This window comes from Bacillus sp. CDB3, assembly GCF_002081505.1.
GTDB classification, from domain to species: domain Bacteria; phylum Bacillota; class Bacilli; order Bacillales; family Bacillaceae_G; genus Bacillus_A; species Bacillus_A cereus_AT.
Map to the genome: position 1 here is coordinate 2,501 of NZ_ALBR01000002.1, position 17,004 is coordinate 19,504.

The window sequence follows — 17,004 nt, forward strand, 5'->3', positions numbered from 1 at the left end:
ATTTTTGTTTCTCCTCTTATACTTCTCTGCGGCCTTCTAGCGCTTTCGACAGTGTCACTTCATCTGCATATTCTAGATCTCCACCAACTGGTAGACCGTGTGCAATACGAGTTACTTTAATACCTGTAGGCTTTAAGAGGCGGGATATATACATCGCTGTAGCTTCCCCTTCAATATTAGGGTTTGTTGCTAATATCACTTCTTGTACCGTTTCATCTTGCAGTCGCTTTAAGAGTTGTGGGATATTAATGTCTTCCGGTCCAATTCCCTCCATTGGAGAAATCGCACCACGTAACACATGATATACACCTTGATACTCTTTCATTTTTTCCATGGCAATTACATCTTTCGGCTCTTGTACTACACAAACAACCGATTGATCTCTATGCGAATCGTCACAAATATAACAAGGATCGCGGTCAGTGATGTGCCCACATACAGAACAATACGCTAAATCTCGCTTCGCATTCACAAGTGCTTTCGCAAAACCTAACACATCATCTTCTTTCATATCTAATACGAAGAACGCCAGTCGAACCGCTGTTTTCGGTCCGATTCCTGGCAATTTCATAAAACTATCAATTAATTTTGATATCGGTTCTGGATAATGCATATATCAATATCCTCCTAGAACATTCCACCTGGTAAGTTTAAGCCTTTTGTAAATTTACCCATTGTAGAATTTGAAAGTTCGTCAGCTTTTTTAAGCGCATCGTTCGTTGCAGCTAATACTAAGTCTTGTAACATTTCGATATCTTCTGGATCTACAACTTCTTCTTTAATTTTCACTTCAAGAACTTGCTTATGACCATTTGCAATAACAGTAATCATTCCGCCACCAGCTGTACCTTCAACTGTTTTTTCACCAAGCTCTTCTTGCGCCTTTGCCATGTCCTTTTGCATCTTTTGCATTTGTTTCATCATGTTATTCATATTTCCCATTCCGCCACGCATCATAATTAATTCCTCCTAATTATTATTACTCTTTTATTTCGATAAGTTCTTGCCCTACTAATTTTACAGCTTCTTCTATAAGAGGGTCTTCTTTTTGTTCTGGGCTTTCTTCAGAATCCCCGCCTTCACGTTGTAAAAAGTCTTCACGAATTTTACCCCATTCACTTTTTGGGATAGCAATCATGTTTAACCTTTTACTTAGCAATTCAAAAAGAGTCTGTTCCAATGTATCCATCGCTTCTCGATTTTCACTTGCCATTTTACAATGGATTTCATATTGAAATGCTAACACATAAGTATCATCTGAAGCTGCTACCGGCTCACTATTTTCTAATAAAACAGCAAATGCTACTTTGTTATATGACTTGAGTCGTCCTAACAACTCACCCCATACAGCTTTTAACTGTTCTAAATCTTGACGCTTTGCTTGCTTTAACACTTCATTCACGCGTCCGACAGGAATTTTCATACTTCCTGTTCGTACTGGTTTTGGTGTCGCACGCGTCTCTCTTACTTCCTGCTGTACACCAGCTGGCACACCATTCTTTTTAACTTGCTCTAACTCTTTCTCCAATTGCTGCATCCTGTTCATAATTGCTTGCAAACGATCTGTACCATTTGCCTGCATCATAAACTGCTGACATAATTGCACCATAACAACTTCTAAGAAAATCCGTGGATGGTTTGTCCACTTCATCTCCTGTTGTCCCTTACTAAGGGTATGAATAATTTCATAGATTACTTCCGGTTGCATTTCTTCACTCAATGTACGGAATTGATCATCTACAATTACCCTTTCCAACATATATTCTAATTGTGGTGAAGTTTGATATAAAAGCATATCACGATAGTAGTAAATGAAATCCTCCATAAAGCGAACTGGATCTTTCCCCTTACTCATCATTTCATCTATAATACGTAATGCTCTTGATACATCATTTTCACGTATACATTCTACTAAGTTACCTAAGTATTGTTGAGAAACAGAACCCGTTACAGCTAAAACATCTTCACTCGTCACAGTCTCATCACTATAAGAAATCGCTTGGTCAATCAGACTTAATGCATCACGCATACCACCTTCAGCGGCACGTGCGACGATTTGTAACGCTTCATCTTCTACTTGTGTACCTTCATTTGTCACAACCGTAGATAATCTCTCAACGATATCATTTACTGATATTTTTCGAAATTCAAAGCGTTGACAACGCGAAATGATTGTCGGTGGAATCTTATGTGGCTCTGTTGTCGCCAAAATAAAGATAACATGTCCTGGCGGCTCCTCTAACGTTTTTAAAAGTGCGTTAAAGGCACCCATGGAAAGCATGTGGACTTCATCAATAATGTATACTTTATATTTCACAGCACTTGGAGCATATTTTACTTTATCTCTTATATCTCGAATTTCATCTACACCGTTATTTGAAGCCGCATCAATTTCTAATACATCTGAAATAGATCCTTGTGTAATTCCTAAACAAGAAGGACATTCATTACAAGGTTCAGCTACCGGAGCATGTTCACAGTTAATTGCTTTTGCAAATACTTTTGCAATTGTCGTTTTTCCTGTTCCCCTTGGACCAGAAAATACATAAGCATGTGAAACTTTCTCTTGAAGAAGGGCATTTTGCAACGTTTTTGTCACGTGCTTTTGACCGACTACATCTCCAAACTTTTGCGGTCTCCATGTTCGGTATAACGCTTGGTATGACACGAAAATACGGCCTCCCTCAAAGGTTATTATCTCATTTATTATAACCCATTCTGTTTATAGATTCCAAAAGTTATTTTCTATACAAAAAACCCACCTTAGTATTAAGGTGAGTTTTGTATACATATATAACTGCCGTGCACCTTCTGTCGATTACGTACCATAAGCGTTACTCAAGCAGTTAGCTCGGTTCAGGCACTCCTGCGGCACACGAGAAGACCCGCTTATTGCTGCTTCCTTCCGGACCTGACAAGGTTCACGGGGTCCCGTTGCGCAGGACCCAAACGTCAACACCACTTACTTAAGGCAGACCTTACAGCAACATAACCTCGAGAAGGGATTCGGCCTCGCTAGAGCGGATTGCGAGTATAGGGCACCGCTACCTCCCCGCTTAGCACGGCAAAGTTAAAACCAATATTCGGTTGCCTTCATTAAAGGCATTATCAGTATAACTTGTTTTTTTACAAAATGCAAATACGTTAGTTCGTATTACTTTTCTCTAATTTTTTCGCTTCTTTTCTTCTCTTACGAAGCTCCCTGAAAAAATTCGTTAACAACGTACCACATTCTTCTTCTAGTACACCAGCCACCACTTCGCATTGATGATTAAAACGCTCATCGGTTAAAAGATTCATTAATGTACCTGCACATCCACCTTTCGGATCGCTCGCACCATATACAACCCTTTTTACGCGCGATAATACAATTCCACCTGCACACATTGGACAAGGTTCTAATGTTACATATAACGTTGCATCTTCTAAGCGCCATGTCCCTAATTTTTTGCACGCCTCATCAATAGCTAACAACTCAGCGTGAGCTATTGATCTTTGCTCAGTTTCCCTTAAATTATGAGCAACACTAATTACTTCACCATCTAACACTATAACTGCACCAATCGGTACTTCTTGTATTGCCTCTGCTTTTTTAGCCTCTTCTATTGCTAACTGCATAAAATAAATATCTTGATCGTGTTCCATACCATAGTCCTTTCATTACAAATAAAGTACACTTATTTCCATTTACTACACATGGGATAACTTTTACAAATTCAATCCACCCTAAGAAAAAAGAGAGGGGATTACATATGAAGAATACTGCCTTACTCATTATCGATATGATTAATGACTTTCAATTTTCACACGGACCCACCCTAGCCAAAAAATGCGAAATTATAACAAATCCTATTTTACAATTAAAGAAAACAATGAAATCCTTTGGCTACCCCATAATTTATATTAATGACCATTATCAACTTTGGAGATCTGATATTGACCAACTAATTACTCATTGTACAAATGAGTATAGTGAAAATATCATTCATAAGATTGCTCCAAATTCTGATGATTACATTTTTATTAAACCACATTACTCTGCTTTTTATGAAACACCTTTAAATTCTTTATTAGGCTATTTAAAAATAGAAAATCTAATATTAACAGGAGTCGCTGGGAATATATGTATCCTCTTTACAGCTAACGATGCTCATATGAGAAATTATACACTGTATGTACCACAGGACTGTATTGCCTCTAATCACGATCAGGATAACCTGCATGCTTTAAAAATAATGGAAGCCACATTAAAAGCAAATATAGTACCGTCATCTCAAATAAAAATTAATTAATACATATATCTATTTTCTAACTTTTTATATCAAATTAACCCGCTCGCTTCCCTCTTGTGCTACAATAATTCTGTTTTGTGTTTTTAGTAGTCACGGTAAATCACTGATTGAAAGGAGGAAACAGCGTGACCGGAGTACCATTTATCACGGTTGAAGGACCAATTGGTGTTGGAAAAACTTCACTTGCGAAGGAAATTTCAACTCACATGCAACTCCACTTACTAAAAGAGATTGTTGATGAAAATCCTTTTTTAGGAAAATTCTACGAAGACATCGACGAATGGAGTTTTCAAACAGAGATGTTCTTTCTTTGTAATAGATACAAACAACTAGAGGATATTAACATAAAGTATTTGGATCAAAGGAAGCCTGTAGTAGCAGATTATCATATATTCAAAAATTTAATTTTTGCATCCCGTACATTAAAAGATGCTCAATATGACAAGTACATGCAAATTTATCGTATCCTTACTCAAGATATGCCTGTACCGAATGTCATCGTTTATTTAACAGCGAGCCTAGAAACATTACAAAAACGAATTGGGATGCGCGGAAGAGAATTCGAAAAAAATATGGATCCAAATTATTTGCTACAGCTTACAAAAGATTACGAAACAGCAATGGATGCTTTCAAAAAGGACCATCCAGATATTCCAGTATTGAAGTTTAACGGAGACGATATGGATTTTGTAAGAAATCCTGATGATTTAAATGTCATCTTATCCACTCTTCAAAATACTCTCTTGAAGGAGTCGAAATAATAATGAATTTAAGGCAAAAATATGATATACCAAATGATGCAGTTATCACTATTGCTGGAACAGTAGGTGTCGGTAAATCAACTATGACAACTGCATTAGCTAACGCTTTAGGTTATCGTACATCTTTCGAAAAAGTAGATTCCAATCCATATTTGGACAAGTTCTATGCTGATTTCACACGCTGGAGCTTTCACTTACAAGTATATTTTTTAGCAGAACGATTTAAAGAACAAAAAAGAATTTTTGAATATGGTGGCGGTTTTGTCCAAGACCGTTCTATTTATGAGGACACTGGTATTTTTGCAAAAATGCATCACGAAAAGGGTACAATGACAGAAACTGATTATGAAACATACAAAGGTTTATTTGATGCTATGGTCATGACTCCTTACTTCCCACATCCAGACTTATTAATTTATTTAGAAGGTTCTTTCGATGATATTGTCGACCGTATCCAAGAACGAGGACGTCCAATGGAACAACAAACACCAATTGAGTATTGGAAAGAGATGCATGGACGTTACGAAAATTGGATTAATGACTTTAATTCATGCCCTGTTTTACGACTAAACATTAATGAATACGATATTTTAAAAGATGGCGATTCAATCGAACCTATCATTAAAAAAATTGGCCATTTTTTAAAACAAACACGTAAACTTGTAAAATAAAAAACCCGTGCATATGCACGGGTTTTCCTATTAAATTACTTCTTCTTTGTTGGAGCAATAATTTCACTCTCAGGTTTTCCAGCGTTAATACGCTGACGAACAGTACTTGTACTAATATCATATGTTTCAGCAATCTCTTTAACAGTCATTTCTTTCCCGTTAATTACTGCTGTTAATACTTTACCTGTACGTTTTGGAGCTGCTTCTTTCTTTACAGCTGGTTTTTCAACCTTTTTTGGTACCTCTACTTTACTCGCAACTTGTTTTACATCACAAGTACAACCACAAAGTTTACGGAATGTATCATCGCTTATAATGCGTGACACGTTTGCACCACTGTTTAAAATTCTATTGTTCTTACAGACAGGACATTGTACATAATATAAAGTTTTTCCATCTAAAGGAAACGTTTGTATAATAAGATCCATGTTGACTCCTTTCATATCTATGAAGATAATCATCGGAATATGAGTGTGTAATAAGGACAAAATCGCCTTACACCATACTTTATGATTGGTTTTAAAATAAAAACTCGTTACGTGTTGGTAACGAGTTCTCCAATCTCCACTTATATGCGCTGTTGTCAATTATATCTGGAGGAGGTAGAGGGATTCGAACCCCCGCGCGACTCTCGCCGCCTGTCGGTTTTCAAGACCGATCCCTTCAGCCAGACTTGGGTATACCTCCATATTGACATCAAATATAATATCAAAAGAAAAACAGTTAGTCAACCCTACTAAAATAAATTATGAGGAAAGGAAAATTTTACTTTCCCTCTCCTACATTATAGTAATGACAACGCTCATAATTACCAATCACTCATACCGATGAATGTTTAAATTTACTTAATAACTGTTTTTCCTCCCATATAAGGGCGAAGAACTTCTGGAATTATAATTGTACCATCTTCTTGCTGGTAGTTCTCTAAAATAGCTGCAACCGTACGTCCAATTGCAAGACCAGATCCATTTAATGTATGAACATGTTCTGGTTTTCCGTTTGGCTCACGACGGAAACGGATATTTGCACGTCTCGCTTGGAAAGCTTCAAAATTACTACAAGAAGAAATTTCACGATATGTGCCATAGCTTGGAATCCATACTTCAATATCGTATTTCTTCGCTGCTGTAAATCCTAAATCGCCTGTGCACATGCTCATAACGCGATATGGCAACTCTAATAATTGTAACACGCGTTCTGCATCATTTGTTAATTTTTCTAACTCTTCATAAGAATCTTCTGGTTTTACGAACTTCACAAGCTCTACTTTATTAAATTGATGTTGGCGAATTAAACCACGTGTATCGCGACCAGCAGAACCTGCTTCAGAACGGAAGCAAGAGCTAAATGCAGCATATCGTATCGGTAATTGCTCTTTACTTAAAATCTCATCACGATGCATATTCGTTACAGGTACTTCAGCTGTAGGGATTAAGAAATAATCTTCGCTTTCAATACGGAATGCATCTTCTTCAAACTTTGGAAGTTGCCCTGTTCCTGTCATACTTGCACGGTTTACCATATAAGGAGGTAATACTTCCTCATATCCATGCTCATCAGTATGAAGATCAAGCATGAAACTAATTAAAGCACGCTCTAATCTTGCACCAGCACCTTTGTAAAATACAAATCGGCTTCCTGTTACTTTCCCAGCACGTTCAAAATCTAAAATCCCTAAATCTGTAGCAAGATCCCAATGTGGTTTTGGCTCAAAAGTAAATTCTTTCACTTCTCCCCAATTACGTGCTACTACGTTATCATCTTCTGTTTCACCTACTGGAGCAGATTCATGAGGGATATTTGGGATAGATAGCATTAATCTCTCTAAATCTTCTTCAACTGTACGAAGCTCATTATCAAGATCTTTTACTTTTTCCCCAACTTCACGCATTTCTAGAATTAGAGCTTCCGCATCTTTCTTTTCACGCTTTAATACTGAAATTTGTTGAGATACTTCGTTACGTTTACTTTTTAGTTCTTCTGTTTGAACAAGTAGCTCTCTTCTTCTCGTATCAAGTTCCTCAAAGCGACCAAAATCTGTTAAATCTTCGCCTCTATGCTGTAATTTTGCTTTTACTTCTTCAAAATTCGTACGTAAAAATTTAATATCAAGCATTATATACTCCTCCTTTTATTTTATAAAACACAAAAAACTCCCGTCCCTATACAAAGGGACGGGAGTTAACCCGCGTTGCCACCCTAGTTGAAAGCATTGCCGCTTTCCTCTCAAGTAGAAATAACGGCTCTTCACCGGGAATGCTTACTAATCCAAAGATATTCCACATTCCATTCCAGGATGGATTCACAAACTGTTTCTATCGATTTCCACCAACCATCGACTCTCTATAAGAAACGACATCTGTTACTACTTCCTATCAACACGCTTATTTTATAAAATTGTTACCATCAATTTACTATAATCTTATACAAGTTGCAAGTTACTTATACAACTTTTTTCATTTTCGCTTCTTTTACCATTTCGACAAAGTATGCTGTGACACGATGATCATCCGTTAATTCCGGATGGAATGAAGCAGCTAAAAACTGATCTTGTCTTACCGCTACCATTCGATCGCCATGCTTAGAAAGTACTTCAACGTTATCGGCCACATCTACAACATATGGAGCACGGATAAATACACCAATAAAGTCTTCCCCCACACCTTTAATTGAAAGTGCGGCTTCAAAACTATCTTTTTGGCGTCCAAACGCATTGCGTTCAACTGTAATATCCATAGCACCAATATGTGCTTTTTCATAGCCAATAAGTGTTTTCGCAAGAAGAATCATACCTGCACATGTACCAAACATTGGTTTACCAGACTTCGCAAATGTACGAAGAGGCTCCATGAAAGCATACTTATCAATAAGACGGCGCATTGTTGTACTTTCACCGCCTGGTAAAATAAGACCATCAATTTCTTCAAGTTGTTCTATACGCTTTACAACCACAGCTTCTGCACCACTTGCTTCAACTGATTTTACATGCTCACGAACTGCACCTTGAAGACCTAGTACACCGATTTTCACCATTTTAAAGAATCTCCTTTAATTACCATCCACGCTCTTGCATGCGTTGTTCTGGTAATAACGTTGAAATTTCGATACCCTTCATTGCATTACCTAATCCTTTAGAAAGGCTTGCAATTAGTTCATAATCTTCATAGTGAGTCGTTGCTTCAACGATTGCACGTGCAAATTTCTCTGGGTTCTCTGATTTGAAGATACCAGATCCAACGAATACACCATCAGCACCAAGTTGCATCATTAACGCTGCATCTGCTGGTGTTGCTACACCACCTGCTGCAAAGTTTACAACTGGTAAGCGACCAAGGCGTTTAATTTCAAGTAGTACTTCATAAGGAGCACCAGTATTTTTTGCATATGTCATTAACTCATCTTCACGTAGACTTGCAACTTGACGGATTTCTGCATTGACTTGGCGCATATGACGCACTGCCTCTACAATGTTTCCTGTTCCTGGCTCACCTTTTGTACGAAGCATAGATGCACCTTCTGCAATACGACGTGCAGCTTCTCCGATATCACGGCAACCACATACAAACGGAACTGTGTAATCACGTTTATTTAAATGGTACACTTCATCAGCAGGAGTTAATACTTCACTCTCATCGATATAGTCTACCCCTAACGATTCTAATACACGTGCTTCTACAAGGTGACCGATACGGCATTTTGCCATAACCGGAATTGACACAGCACCCATAACTTCTTCAACAATTGTTGGATCTGCCATACGAGAAACGCCACCTGCTGCACGAATATCTGCAGGTACACGCTCTAATGCCATAACAGCAACTGCGCCTGCCTCTTCTGCAATCCTTGCTTGCTCAGCGTTAATTACGTCCATAATAACGCCGCCTTTTTGCATTTCTGCCATTCCACGTTTTACACGTTCTGTCCCTGTTACATTTGTCATGTACAAAAACCCCCCTAGGTGAATTGCTTTCCCCGTTAAAGAAGAAAATTAAGAATACTCTTACATTCTACCACTAACTATCTGATGCTTGTCCACTACTTTTTCATAAAGTCGGTATGAAAAACAGGAATAAGAAAAAGCTCCTACAATGAGGAGCTTTTAAAACCAACCTTTTACTGTATCAACAGCACTATTCCACATACCACTAAAGAAAGCACCAATTCCGCGCATAGAACGTGTAAACCAGCCTGCTTCTTCTACTTCAGATTTTGTTACAAGGTCTACTTGTAATGATTTTCCTGTTAAAAATCCAGGGTCATTACTATCTTTAGACGTTATAACCATTTGGCCAAGTGCAACTCCCTTTTTCATAGGTGCTTCTTGTCCCTTATTTCCTTCTTTAAATTCCGTTTTATAAACATCTTTACTTCCCTTTGGCACCGGAAGTGAAACGGCTTGCTTCGTTTGAACTGCTACATCTTTATCTTTCGCATTTTCAACTCTTACTGTTTCTTTTCCTTTGACCGAAGAACCTTTTTCATACATTTTCTTCATTTCAAAGTTAGCAAAGCCATAATCATATAATTTCTTCGTCTCATCAAATCTTGCCGTATGAGAATTTGTTTTAATAACTACAGAAATGAAACGCATACCATTTCTCTCGACCGTACCAGTGAAACAATCTCCTGCTTCTGGAGTTGATCCTGTTTTCAGGCCATCTACGCCTTCATATTCCTTAATTAAGCCTTTTGACATCCAGTTCCAGTTCGACATTTTAAAGTTCTCTTTTTCTGGACGGAAGAACTTTACCGGAATCTTTGCCGTATCTAATACTTTTGGATAATCTTTAAGTAGATGTTGTGCTAAAGTTGCAACATCCTTCGCAGACATTTTATTTTCTTCATCCGGCGTTGTACCTTCAGGATGCATTCCTTTTAAATCTTTGTTCGTTAAACCCGTAGAATTAACAAATTTATAATTTTTCAATCCTAGTTCTTTCGCTTTATCATTCATCATTTTTACGAAATCTACTTCTTTACCTGCAACTGCTTCTGCTAATGCAATTGTTGCACCATTTGCAGAAAAGATTGCCATTGCCTCGTATAACTCTTTTACTGTATAAAGGCCACCATTTTCTAATGCAACATTTGATAATGAAGCATCTTGTGAAATCTTATATGCATATTCAGAAACCTTAATTTTCTGATCCCACTTAAGTTTTCCTTTATCCACTGCTTCATGAACTAAATATTCACTCATCATCTTTGTCATACTAGCAATTGATAATAATTCATCTGCATTCTTTTGATATACAATTTTTCCAGAATTCGCTTCAACTAAAATCGCTGCACCTGCTTCAATGTTTAAAGCAGCTCCTGTTTCTGCTGATGCATTGCTATATGGCAACAACATGCTACAAGCTAGTGTAAGCATTGTTACTAACGCAATGAATCTTTTGCAAAACATACCTTTCACTTTTGCTACCCCCAATATCTATGTACTCACATAACCGTTATTCTAACATAATCAAAAAAAAATAGACAGAGATATCAAATCTCCGTCTATTTACATATAAGACATTATAATGAGTAGTTTGGAGCCTCTTTTGTAATCTGCACATGGTGAGGATGGCTTTCACGTAAACCAGCACCCGACATACGAATGAACTGCGCATTCTCACGTAAGAATTCTAAATCTTGTGCTCCGCAGTATCCCATACCTGCACGTAATCCACCAACTAATTGATGAACTGTATCTGCTAAAGGTCCTTTATATGGTACTCGTCCTTCAATACCTTCTGGAACAAGTTTTTTGTTTCCTTCTTGGAAGTAACGATCTTTACTTCCTTTTTCCATTGCTCCAACAGAACCCATTCCACGGTATACTTTAAATTGACGACCTTGGTAAATTTCAGTTTCTCCAGGGCTTTCAGCTACACCAGCAAACATACTACCTAACATAACAACGTGCGCTCCTGCCGCTAAAGCTTTAACCATATCACCAGAGTACTTAACACCGCCATCTGCAATAACTGGAATGCCGTGTTTACGAGCTTCAGTCGCACAATCATAAACTGCTGTTAATTGTGGTACACCAACGCCAGCTACAACGCGTGTTGTACAAATAGAACCTGGTCCGATACCAACTTTAACAACGTTTGCACCAGCTTCAATTAATGCTTTTGTTGCTTCAGCTGTAGCAACATTTCCAGCGATAATGTTTAATGATGGATATTTCGCACGAACTTCTTTTACTTTTTCAATAACACCGTGAGAATGTCCATGAGCTGTATCAAGTACAATTGCATCTACGCTTGCTTTTACTAATGCGTCAATACGAAGCATAGCATCCGCTGTTACACCAACTGCTGCTCCAACTAATAAGCGTCCTTGCTTATCTTTTGCAGAGTTCGGGAATTCAATTACTTTTTCAATATCTTTTATTGTAATAAGCCCTTGTAATACACCGTTATTATCAACAAGAGGGAGCTTTTCAATTTTATACTTTTGTAGGATCTTTTCAGCTTCTTCCAGTGTAGTACCAACTGGAGCTGTAATTAACTGTTCTTTTGTCATTACGTCAGAAATTTTGATTGAGTAGTCTTGGATGAAACGCATATCACGGTTTGTAATAATACCAACTAATTTTCGCTCATCTAAATTATTTACAACTGGCACACCTGAAATACGATATTTCCCCATAAGATGTTCTGCATCGTATACTTGATGTTCTGGAGTTAAAAAGAAAGGATCTGAAATAACGCCGCTTTCAGAGCGTTTTACCTTATCAACCTGCTCTGCTTGTTGTTCAATAGACATATTCTTATGAATAATTCCTAAACCGCCTTGGCGAGCCATTGCAATAGCCATGTCAGCTTCTGTTACTGTATCCATTCCTGCACTAATTAACGGGATGTTTAGCTGTAAGCTTTCAGATAAAACGGTTTTAACACTTACTTCTCTTGGTAATATATCTGACCTTGCTGGTACAAGTAATACATCATCAAAAGTCAAACCTTCTTTAACAAATTTAGATTCCCACATAATTGTTCCCCCCATGATACCAGAAATTATTATTAGTAGCTTATCAATTGGTTAAAATACTGTCAAGGACGTATATATATGTTAGAATTTTTAGACAATAAAAGGAGCGTAATATATGCATCAAACACATTGTACTTGGCAGCAATTAAGTTTCTTCTTTTCATCTCAAAATGTACAACATTATCTTGCCCGTTGTTATGAAAAATCCTCAATTCAAGATGCCGAAAAAAAAAGTTTTGAAAATTGTTATCCATTTATTTATTACTTAGAACACGGTAAAAATTATTATGAATTATATAAGACAGCTCCATTTTCCATTCAGCCAATGTTGTTGTTTTATGGGATTAGTCAACTGTTTAAGGCTTGCCTACTAACGATTGATCCGAACTATCCCGAATCAACAACCGTTTTAGCGCATGGAGTTACAACACGTAAAAGAAAAAAACAAGGGTATCAATTTTTAGAAGACGAGGTAAAAATACAGAAAAATGGATTGTTTTCTCATGCTGCAGAACAACTGTTTCACATGAAACACTTAGAAGCAGAAAAGTTTAACATGTTAGAACTAATGGGGAAAATTCCTGAGTTACAAAATTTATTTCGCTATAGCCAAAAAGGAACAACATTATATAAGATTGATTCACCAACTAAAAATGAACTCTCCTTTTCAGCCAACATACTAGATCGACTGCATATGACTAAAGAGCGGTTTTCTCGTTACATCGAAACAACTTGTAAGCATTTATCGATACAACATGCACCTGGGAAAACTAATGAGTCTACTATGCTTTTTACAGCACCTACTCAATCATGGAATCCTATGTATAGTACCCCTTTATACTACGAACATCTTACTGATACTTATTATTTACCACTTACGACCGATCCTAGAAATCCTAAGCCAGTATTACCTGAGCTCCTTGTTCATTACTTATTGCTCTATAATTTAAGCATGATCTCCAGATATGAAACAGATTGGTGGTATGACTTGCTTGGAAGTTACAGTTCTGAAGATTATCCATTCATTTATCAGTTTCTCAATATTTCGGCTCAAAAAATCCCTTATTATATTTCAGCATTTTTACTAACGGAATCCAGCCTATTTCATGGGAAATAAAAAAACACAAGTCAAAAGACTTGTGTTTTTAGTTGCTTGGCGACGTCCTACTCTCACAGGGACAAGGTCCCAACTACCATCGGCGCTAGAGAGCTTAACTTCCGTGTTCGGTATGGGAACGGGTGTGACCTCTCTGCCATCATCACCAAACTATGAAGGCATATTCCTTCAAAACTAGATAACATTGCTACATATTATATGGTTAAGTCCTCGATCTATTAGTATTCGTCAGCTCCACATGTCACCATGCTTCCACCTCGAACCTATCAACCTGATCATCTTTCAGGGATCTTACTAGCTTACGCTATGGGAAATCTCATCTTGAGGGGGGCTTCATGCTTAGATGCTTTCAGCACTTATCCCTTCCGCACATAGCTACCCAGCTATGCCCTTGGCAGAACAACTGGTACACCAGCGGTGCGTCCATCCCGGTCCTCTCGTACTAAGGACAGCTCCTCTCAAATTTCCTCGCCCACGACGGATAGGGACCGAACTGTCTCACGACGTTCTGAACCCAGCTCGCGTACCGCTTTAATGGGCGAACAGCCCAACCCTTGGGACCGACTACAGCCCCAGGATGCGATGAGCCGACATCGAGGTGCCAAACCTCCCCGTCGATGTGGACTCTTGGGGGAGATAAGCCTGTTATCCCCGGGGTAGCTTTTATCCGTTGAGCGATGGCCCTTCCATGCGGAACCACCGGATCACTAAGCCCGACTTTCGTCCCTGCTCGACTTGTAGGTCTCGCAGTCAAGCTCCCTTATGCCTTTGCACTCTACGAATGATTTCCAACCATTCCTGAGGGAACCTTTGGGCGCCTCCGTTACACTTTAGGAGGCGACCGCCCCAGTCAAACTGCCCACCTGACACTGTCTCCCGGGTCGATAAGACCCGTAGGTTAGAATTTCAATACAGTCAGGGCGGTATCCCACCAGCGCCTCCACCGAAGCTAGCGCTCCGGTTTCAATGGCTCCCGCCTATCCTGTACAAACTGTACCAAAATTCAATATCAGGCTACAGTAAAGCTCCACGGGGTCTTTCCGTCCTGTCGCGGGTAACCTGCATCTTCACAGGTACTATAATTTCACCGAGTCTCTGGTTGAGACAGTGCCCAAATCGTTACACCTTTCGTGCGGGTCGGAACTTACCCGACAAGGAATTTCGCTACCTTAGGACCGTTATAGTTACGGCCGCCGTTTACTGGGGCTTCAGTTCAGAGCTTCGCTTACGCTAACCCCTCTCCTTAACCTTCCAGCACCGGGCAGGTGTCAGCCCCTATACTTCGCCTTACGGCTTCGCAGAGACCTGTGTTTTTGCTAAACAGTCGCTTGGGCCTATTCACTGCGGCTTTCCGTTAAGAAAGCACCCCTTCTCCCGAAGTTACGGGGTCATTTTGCCGAGTTCCTTAACCAGAGTTCTCTCGCACACCTTAGGATTCTCTCCTCGCCTACCTGTGTCGGTTTGCGGTACAGGCACCTTTTATCTCGCTAGAAGCTTTTCTTGGCAGCGGGGAATCAAAGACTTCGCTCCATAAGGAGCTTCCCCATCACAGCTCAGCCTTCACGATAAGCGGATTTGCCTACTTATCAGCCTAACTGCTTGGACGTGCACAACCAATCGCACGCTTCTTCTATCCTTCTGCGTCCCTCCATTGCTCAAACGATAAAGAGGTGGTACAGGAATATCAACCTGTTGTCCATCGCCTACGCCTGTCGGCCTCGGCTTAGGTCCTGACTAACCCTGAGCGGACGAGCCTTCCTCAGGAAACCTTAGGCATTCGGTGGACGGGATTCTCACCCGTCTTTCGCTACTCATACCGGCATTCTCACTTCTAAGCGCTCCACCAGTCCTTCCGGTCTGACTTCACTGCACTTAGAACGCTCCCCTACCACTGATACCATTGGTATCAATTCGCAGCTTCGGTGGTGTATTTAGCCCCGGTACATTTTCGGCGCAGAGTCACTCGACTAGTGAGCTATTACGCACTCTTTAAATGGTGGCTGCTTCTAAGCCAACATCCTAGTTGTCTAAGCAACTCCACATCCTTTTCCACTTAATACACACTTTGGGACCTTAGCTGGCGATCTGGGCTGTTTCCCTCTTGACTACGGATCTTATCACTCGCAGTCTGACTCCTAAGGATAAGTCATTGGCATTCGGAGTTTGACTGAATTCGGTAATCCGATGAGGACCCCTAGTTCAATCAGTGCTCTACCTCCAAGACTCTTACACTTAAGGCTAGCCCTAAAGCTATTTCGGGGAGAACCAGCTATCTCCAGGTTCGATTGGAATTTCTCCGCTACCCACACCTCATCCCCGCACTTTTCAACGTGCGTGGGTTCGGGCCTCCATTCAGTGTTACCTGAACTTCACCCTGGACATGGGTAGATCACCTGGTTTCGGGTCTACGACCACGTACTAAACGCCCTATTCAGACTCGCTTTCGCTGCGGCTCCGTCTCTTCAACTTAACCTCGCACGGGATCGTAACTCGCCGGTTCATTCTACAAAAGGCACGCCATCACCCATTAACGGGCTCTGACTATTTGTAGGCACACGGTTTCAGGATCTCTTTCACTCCCCTTCCGGGGTGCTTTTCACCTTTCCCTCACGGTACTGGTTCACTATCGATCACTAGGGAGTATTTAGCCTTGGGAGATGGTCCTCCCAGATTCCGACGGAATTTCACGTGTTCCGCCGTACTCAGGATACATTCAAGAGAGAACGAAGTTTCGACTACGGGGTTGTTACCCTCTACGACGGACCTTTCCAGGTCGCTTCGTCTACCTCGTTCCTTTGTAACTCCGTATAGAATGTCCTACAACCCCAAGAGGCAAGCCTCTTGGTTTGGGCTAGATTCCGTTTCGCTCGCCGCTACTCAGGAAATCGCATTTGCTTTCTCTTCCTCCAGGTACTTAGATGTTTCAGTTCCCTGGGTCTGTCTTCCATACCCTATGTATTCAGGTAAGGATACCATACCATTACGTATAGTGGGTTTCCCCATTCGGAAATCTTCGGATCAAAGCTTACTTACAGCTCCCCGAAGCATATCGGCGTTAGTCCCGTCCTTCATCGACTCCTAGTGTCAAGGCATCCACCGTGCGCCCTTTCTAACTTAACCAAACTAAAATTAAAAAATATGAGCTACACTGTTATCTAGTTTTCAAAGAACATACATTT

15 protein-coding genes, 1 tRNA gene, 2 rRNA genes, 1 other RNA gene and 1 other annotated feature (1 of these 20 running past the window's edge) are annotated in these 17,004 nt (G+C 39.8%); of the genes, 4 read left to right on the top strand and 15 right to left on the bottom strand.

Going from position 1 to position 17,004, the window contains the following annotated elements; genetic code table 11:
- The 6 genes from CDB3_RS00285 to tadA all read right to left on the bottom strand — a co-directional run.
- Positions 1-2 carry a 2-nt sliver of a YaaL family protein gene (locus CDB3_RS00285; protein WP_071744325.1) on the bottom strand. The gene continues 220 nt to the left of window position 1, outside the view, so only 2 of the gene's 222 nt are visible here; the start codon is cut by the window's left edge — 2 of its three bases fall inside, at positions 1-2; its stop codon lies beyond the left edge, outside the window.
- 14 nt (positions 3-16) lie between these two features.
- On the bottom strand, positions 17-613 hold the full coding sequence (gene recR / locus CDB3_RS00290; RefSeq protein ID WP_000559165.1) for a recombination protein RecR: 597 nt from the start codon (positions 611-613) through the stop codon (positions 17-19).
- A 14-nt stretch (positions 614-627) separates the two neighbouring features.
- Positions 628-954 carry a YbaB/EbfC family nucleoid-associated protein gene (locus CDB3_RS00295; protein WP_170956690.1) on the bottom strand — a complete coding sequence of 109 codons (327 nt, stop codon included), beginning with the start codon at positions 952-954 and terminating at the stop codon, positions 628-630.
- Positions 955-979: 25 nt separating this feature from the next.
- Complete coding sequence (gene dnaX / locus CDB3_RS00300) at positions 980-2,668, bottom strand: DNA polymerase III subunit gamma/tau (RefSeq protein ID WP_128853182.1); 1,689 nt, start codon at positions 2,666-2,668, stop codon at positions 980-982.
- A gap of 132 nt (positions 2,669-2,800) precedes the next feature.
- Positions 2,801-3,065: signal recognition particle sRNA large type (gene ffs / locus CDB3_RS00305), an RNA gene on the bottom strand.
- A gap of 79 nt (positions 3,066-3,144) precedes the next feature.
- A complete protein-coding gene (tadA, locus tag CDB3_RS00310) occupies positions 3,145-3,645 on the bottom strand; it encodes a tRNA adenosine(34) deaminase TadA (RefSeq protein ID WP_128853183.1) in 501 nt (166 codons plus the stop codon).
- 107 nt (positions 3,646-3,752) lie between these two features.
- Between tadA and CDB3_RS00320 the strand changes: the two genes are divergently transcribed.
- The 3 genes from CDB3_RS00320 (at position 3,753) to CDB3_RS00330 (ending at position 5,724) form a co-directional block, all read left to right on the top strand.
- Positions 3,753-4,292 (top strand): cysteine hydrolase family protein, encoded by a 540-nt coding sequence (locus CDB3_RS00320; protein WP_128853184.1) that lies wholly within the window; start codon positions 3,753-3,755, stop codon positions 4,290-4,292.
- 125 nt (positions 4,293-4,417) lie between these two features.
- Positions 4,418-5,053 (top strand): deoxynucleoside kinase, encoded by a 636-nt coding sequence (locus tag CDB3_RS00325; RefSeq protein WP_128853185.1) that lies wholly within the window; start codon positions 4,418-4,420, stop codon positions 5,051-5,053.
- Positions 5,054-5,055: 2 nt separating this feature from the next.
- Complete coding sequence (locus tag CDB3_RS00330; RefSeq protein ID WP_001053582.1) at positions 5,056-5,724, top strand: deoxynucleoside kinase; 669 nt, start codon at positions 5,056-5,058, stop codon at positions 5,722-5,724.
- A gap of 35 nt (positions 5,725-5,759) precedes the next feature.
- Here CDB3_RS00330 and CDB3_RS00335 read toward each other — a convergent pair whose 3' ends face one another.
- From CDB3_RS00335 to guaB, 7 genes are all read right to left on the bottom strand, one after another.
- On the bottom strand, positions 5,760-6,152 hold the full coding sequence (locus CDB3_RS00335; protein WP_000364207.1) for a sigma factor-like helix-turn-helix DNA-binding protein: 393 nt from the start codon (positions 6,150-6,152) through the stop codon (positions 5,760-5,762).
- Positions 6,153-6,318: 166 nt separating this feature from the next.
- Positions 6,319-6,411, bottom strand: a tRNA-Ser gene (locus CDB3_RS00340).
- A gap of 154 nt (positions 6,412-6,565) precedes the next feature.
- On the bottom strand, positions 6,566-7,840 hold the full coding sequence (gene serS, locus CDB3_RS00345; RefSeq protein ID WP_000884178.1) for a serine--tRNA ligase: 1,275 nt from the start codon (positions 7,838-7,840) through the stop codon (positions 6,566-6,568).
- Positions 7,841-7,891: 51 nt separating this feature from the next.
- Positions 7,892-8,112, bottom strand: a binding site (T-box leader).
- A 54-nt stretch (positions 8,113-8,166) separates the two neighbouring features.
- Positions 8,167-8,757: a pyridoxal 5'-phosphate synthase glutaminase subunit PdxT gene (gene pdxT, locus CDB3_RS00350; protein ID WP_128853186.1), complete on the bottom strand. Its 591-nt coding sequence runs from the start codon at positions 8,755-8,757 to the stop codon at positions 8,167-8,169.
- Between the two features lie 19 nt (positions 8,758-8,776).
- A complete protein-coding gene (gene pdxS, locus CDB3_RS00355; protein ID WP_000186161.1) occupies positions 8,777-9,664 on the bottom strand; it encodes a pyridoxal 5'-phosphate synthase lyase subunit PdxS in 888 nt (295 codons plus the stop codon).
- 159 nt (positions 9,665-9,823) lie between these two features.
- On the bottom strand, positions 9,824-11,131 hold the full coding sequence (locus tag CDB3_RS00360) for a D-alanyl-D-alanine carboxypeptidase family protein (protein WP_128853188.1): 1,308 nt from the start codon (positions 11,129-11,131) through the stop codon (positions 9,824-9,826).
- Between the two features lie 113 nt (positions 11,132-11,244).
- Entirely contained in the window at positions 11,245-12,708 is a 1,464-nt protein-coding gene (gene guaB, locus CDB3_RS00365; RefSeq protein ID WP_000264087.1) for an IMP dehydrogenase, read from the bottom strand.
- Between the two features lie 115 nt (positions 12,709-12,823).
- Between guaB and CDB3_RS00370 the strand changes: the two genes are divergently transcribed.
- On the top strand, positions 12,824-13,825 hold the full coding sequence (locus tag CDB3_RS00370; RefSeq protein WP_128853187.1) for a YaaC family protein: 1,002 nt from the start codon (positions 12,824-12,826) through the stop codon (positions 13,823-13,825).
- A gap of 34 nt (positions 13,826-13,859) precedes the next feature.
- Here CDB3_RS00370 and rrf read toward each other — a convergent pair.
- Both rrf and CDB3_RS00380 read right to left on the bottom strand, forming a co-directional pair.
- Positions 13,860-13,975 (bottom strand): 5S ribosomal RNA (gene rrf / locus CDB3_RS00375).
- A gap of 48 nt (positions 13,976-14,023) precedes the next feature.
- A 23S ribosomal RNA gene (locus CDB3_RS00380) occupies positions 14,024-16,945 on the bottom strand.
- Positions 16,946-17,004: the final 59 nt, after the last annotated feature.

Bases quoted from the DNA above. Each gene is read 5' to 3' on its own strand.
- recR (WP_000559165.1), bottom strand. From the start codon at position 613: ATGCATTATCCAGAACCGATATCAAAATTAATTGATAGTTTTATGAAA.
- CDB3_RS00295 (WP_170956690.1), bottom strand. From the start codon at position 954: ATGCGTGGCGGAATGGGAAATATGAATAACATGATGAAACAAATGCAA.
- tadA (WP_128853183.1), bottom strand. From the start codon at position 3,645: ATGGAACACGATCAAGATATTTATTTTATGCAGTTAGCAATAGAAGAG.
- CDB3_RS00320 (WP_128853184.1), top strand. From the start codon at position 3,753: ATGAAGAATACTGCCTTACTCATTATCGATATGATTAATGACTTTCAA.
- CDB3_RS00330 (WP_001053582.1), top strand. From the start codon at position 5,056: ATGAATTTAAGGCAAAAATATGATATACCAAATGATGCAGTTATCACT.
- CDB3_RS00335 (WP_000364207.1), bottom strand. From the start codon at position 6,152: ATGGATCTTATTATACAAACGTTTCCTTTAGATGGAAAAACTTTATAT.
- serS (WP_000884178.1), bottom strand. From the start codon at position 7,840: ATGCTTGATATTAAATTTTTACGTACGAATTTTGAAGAAGTAAAAGCA.
- pdxT (WP_128853186.1), bottom strand. From the start codon at position 8,757: ATGGTGAAAATCGGTGTACTAGGTCTTCAAGGTGCAGTTCGTGAGCAT.
- pdxS (WP_000186161.1), bottom strand. From the start codon at position 9,664: ATGACAAATGTAACAGGGACAGAACGTGTAAAACGTGGAATGGCAGAA.
- CDB3_RS00360 (WP_128853188.1), bottom strand. From the start codon at position 11,131: ATGTTTTGCAAAAGATTCATTGCGTTAGTAACAATGCTTACACTAGCT.
- guaB (WP_000264087.1), bottom strand. From the start codon at position 12,708: ATGTGGGAATCTAAATTTGTTAAAGAAGGTTTGACTTTTGATGATGTA.
- CDB3_RS00370 (WP_128853187.1), top strand. From the start codon at position 12,824: ATGCATCAAACACATTGTACTTGGCAGCAATTAAGTTTCTTCTTTTCA.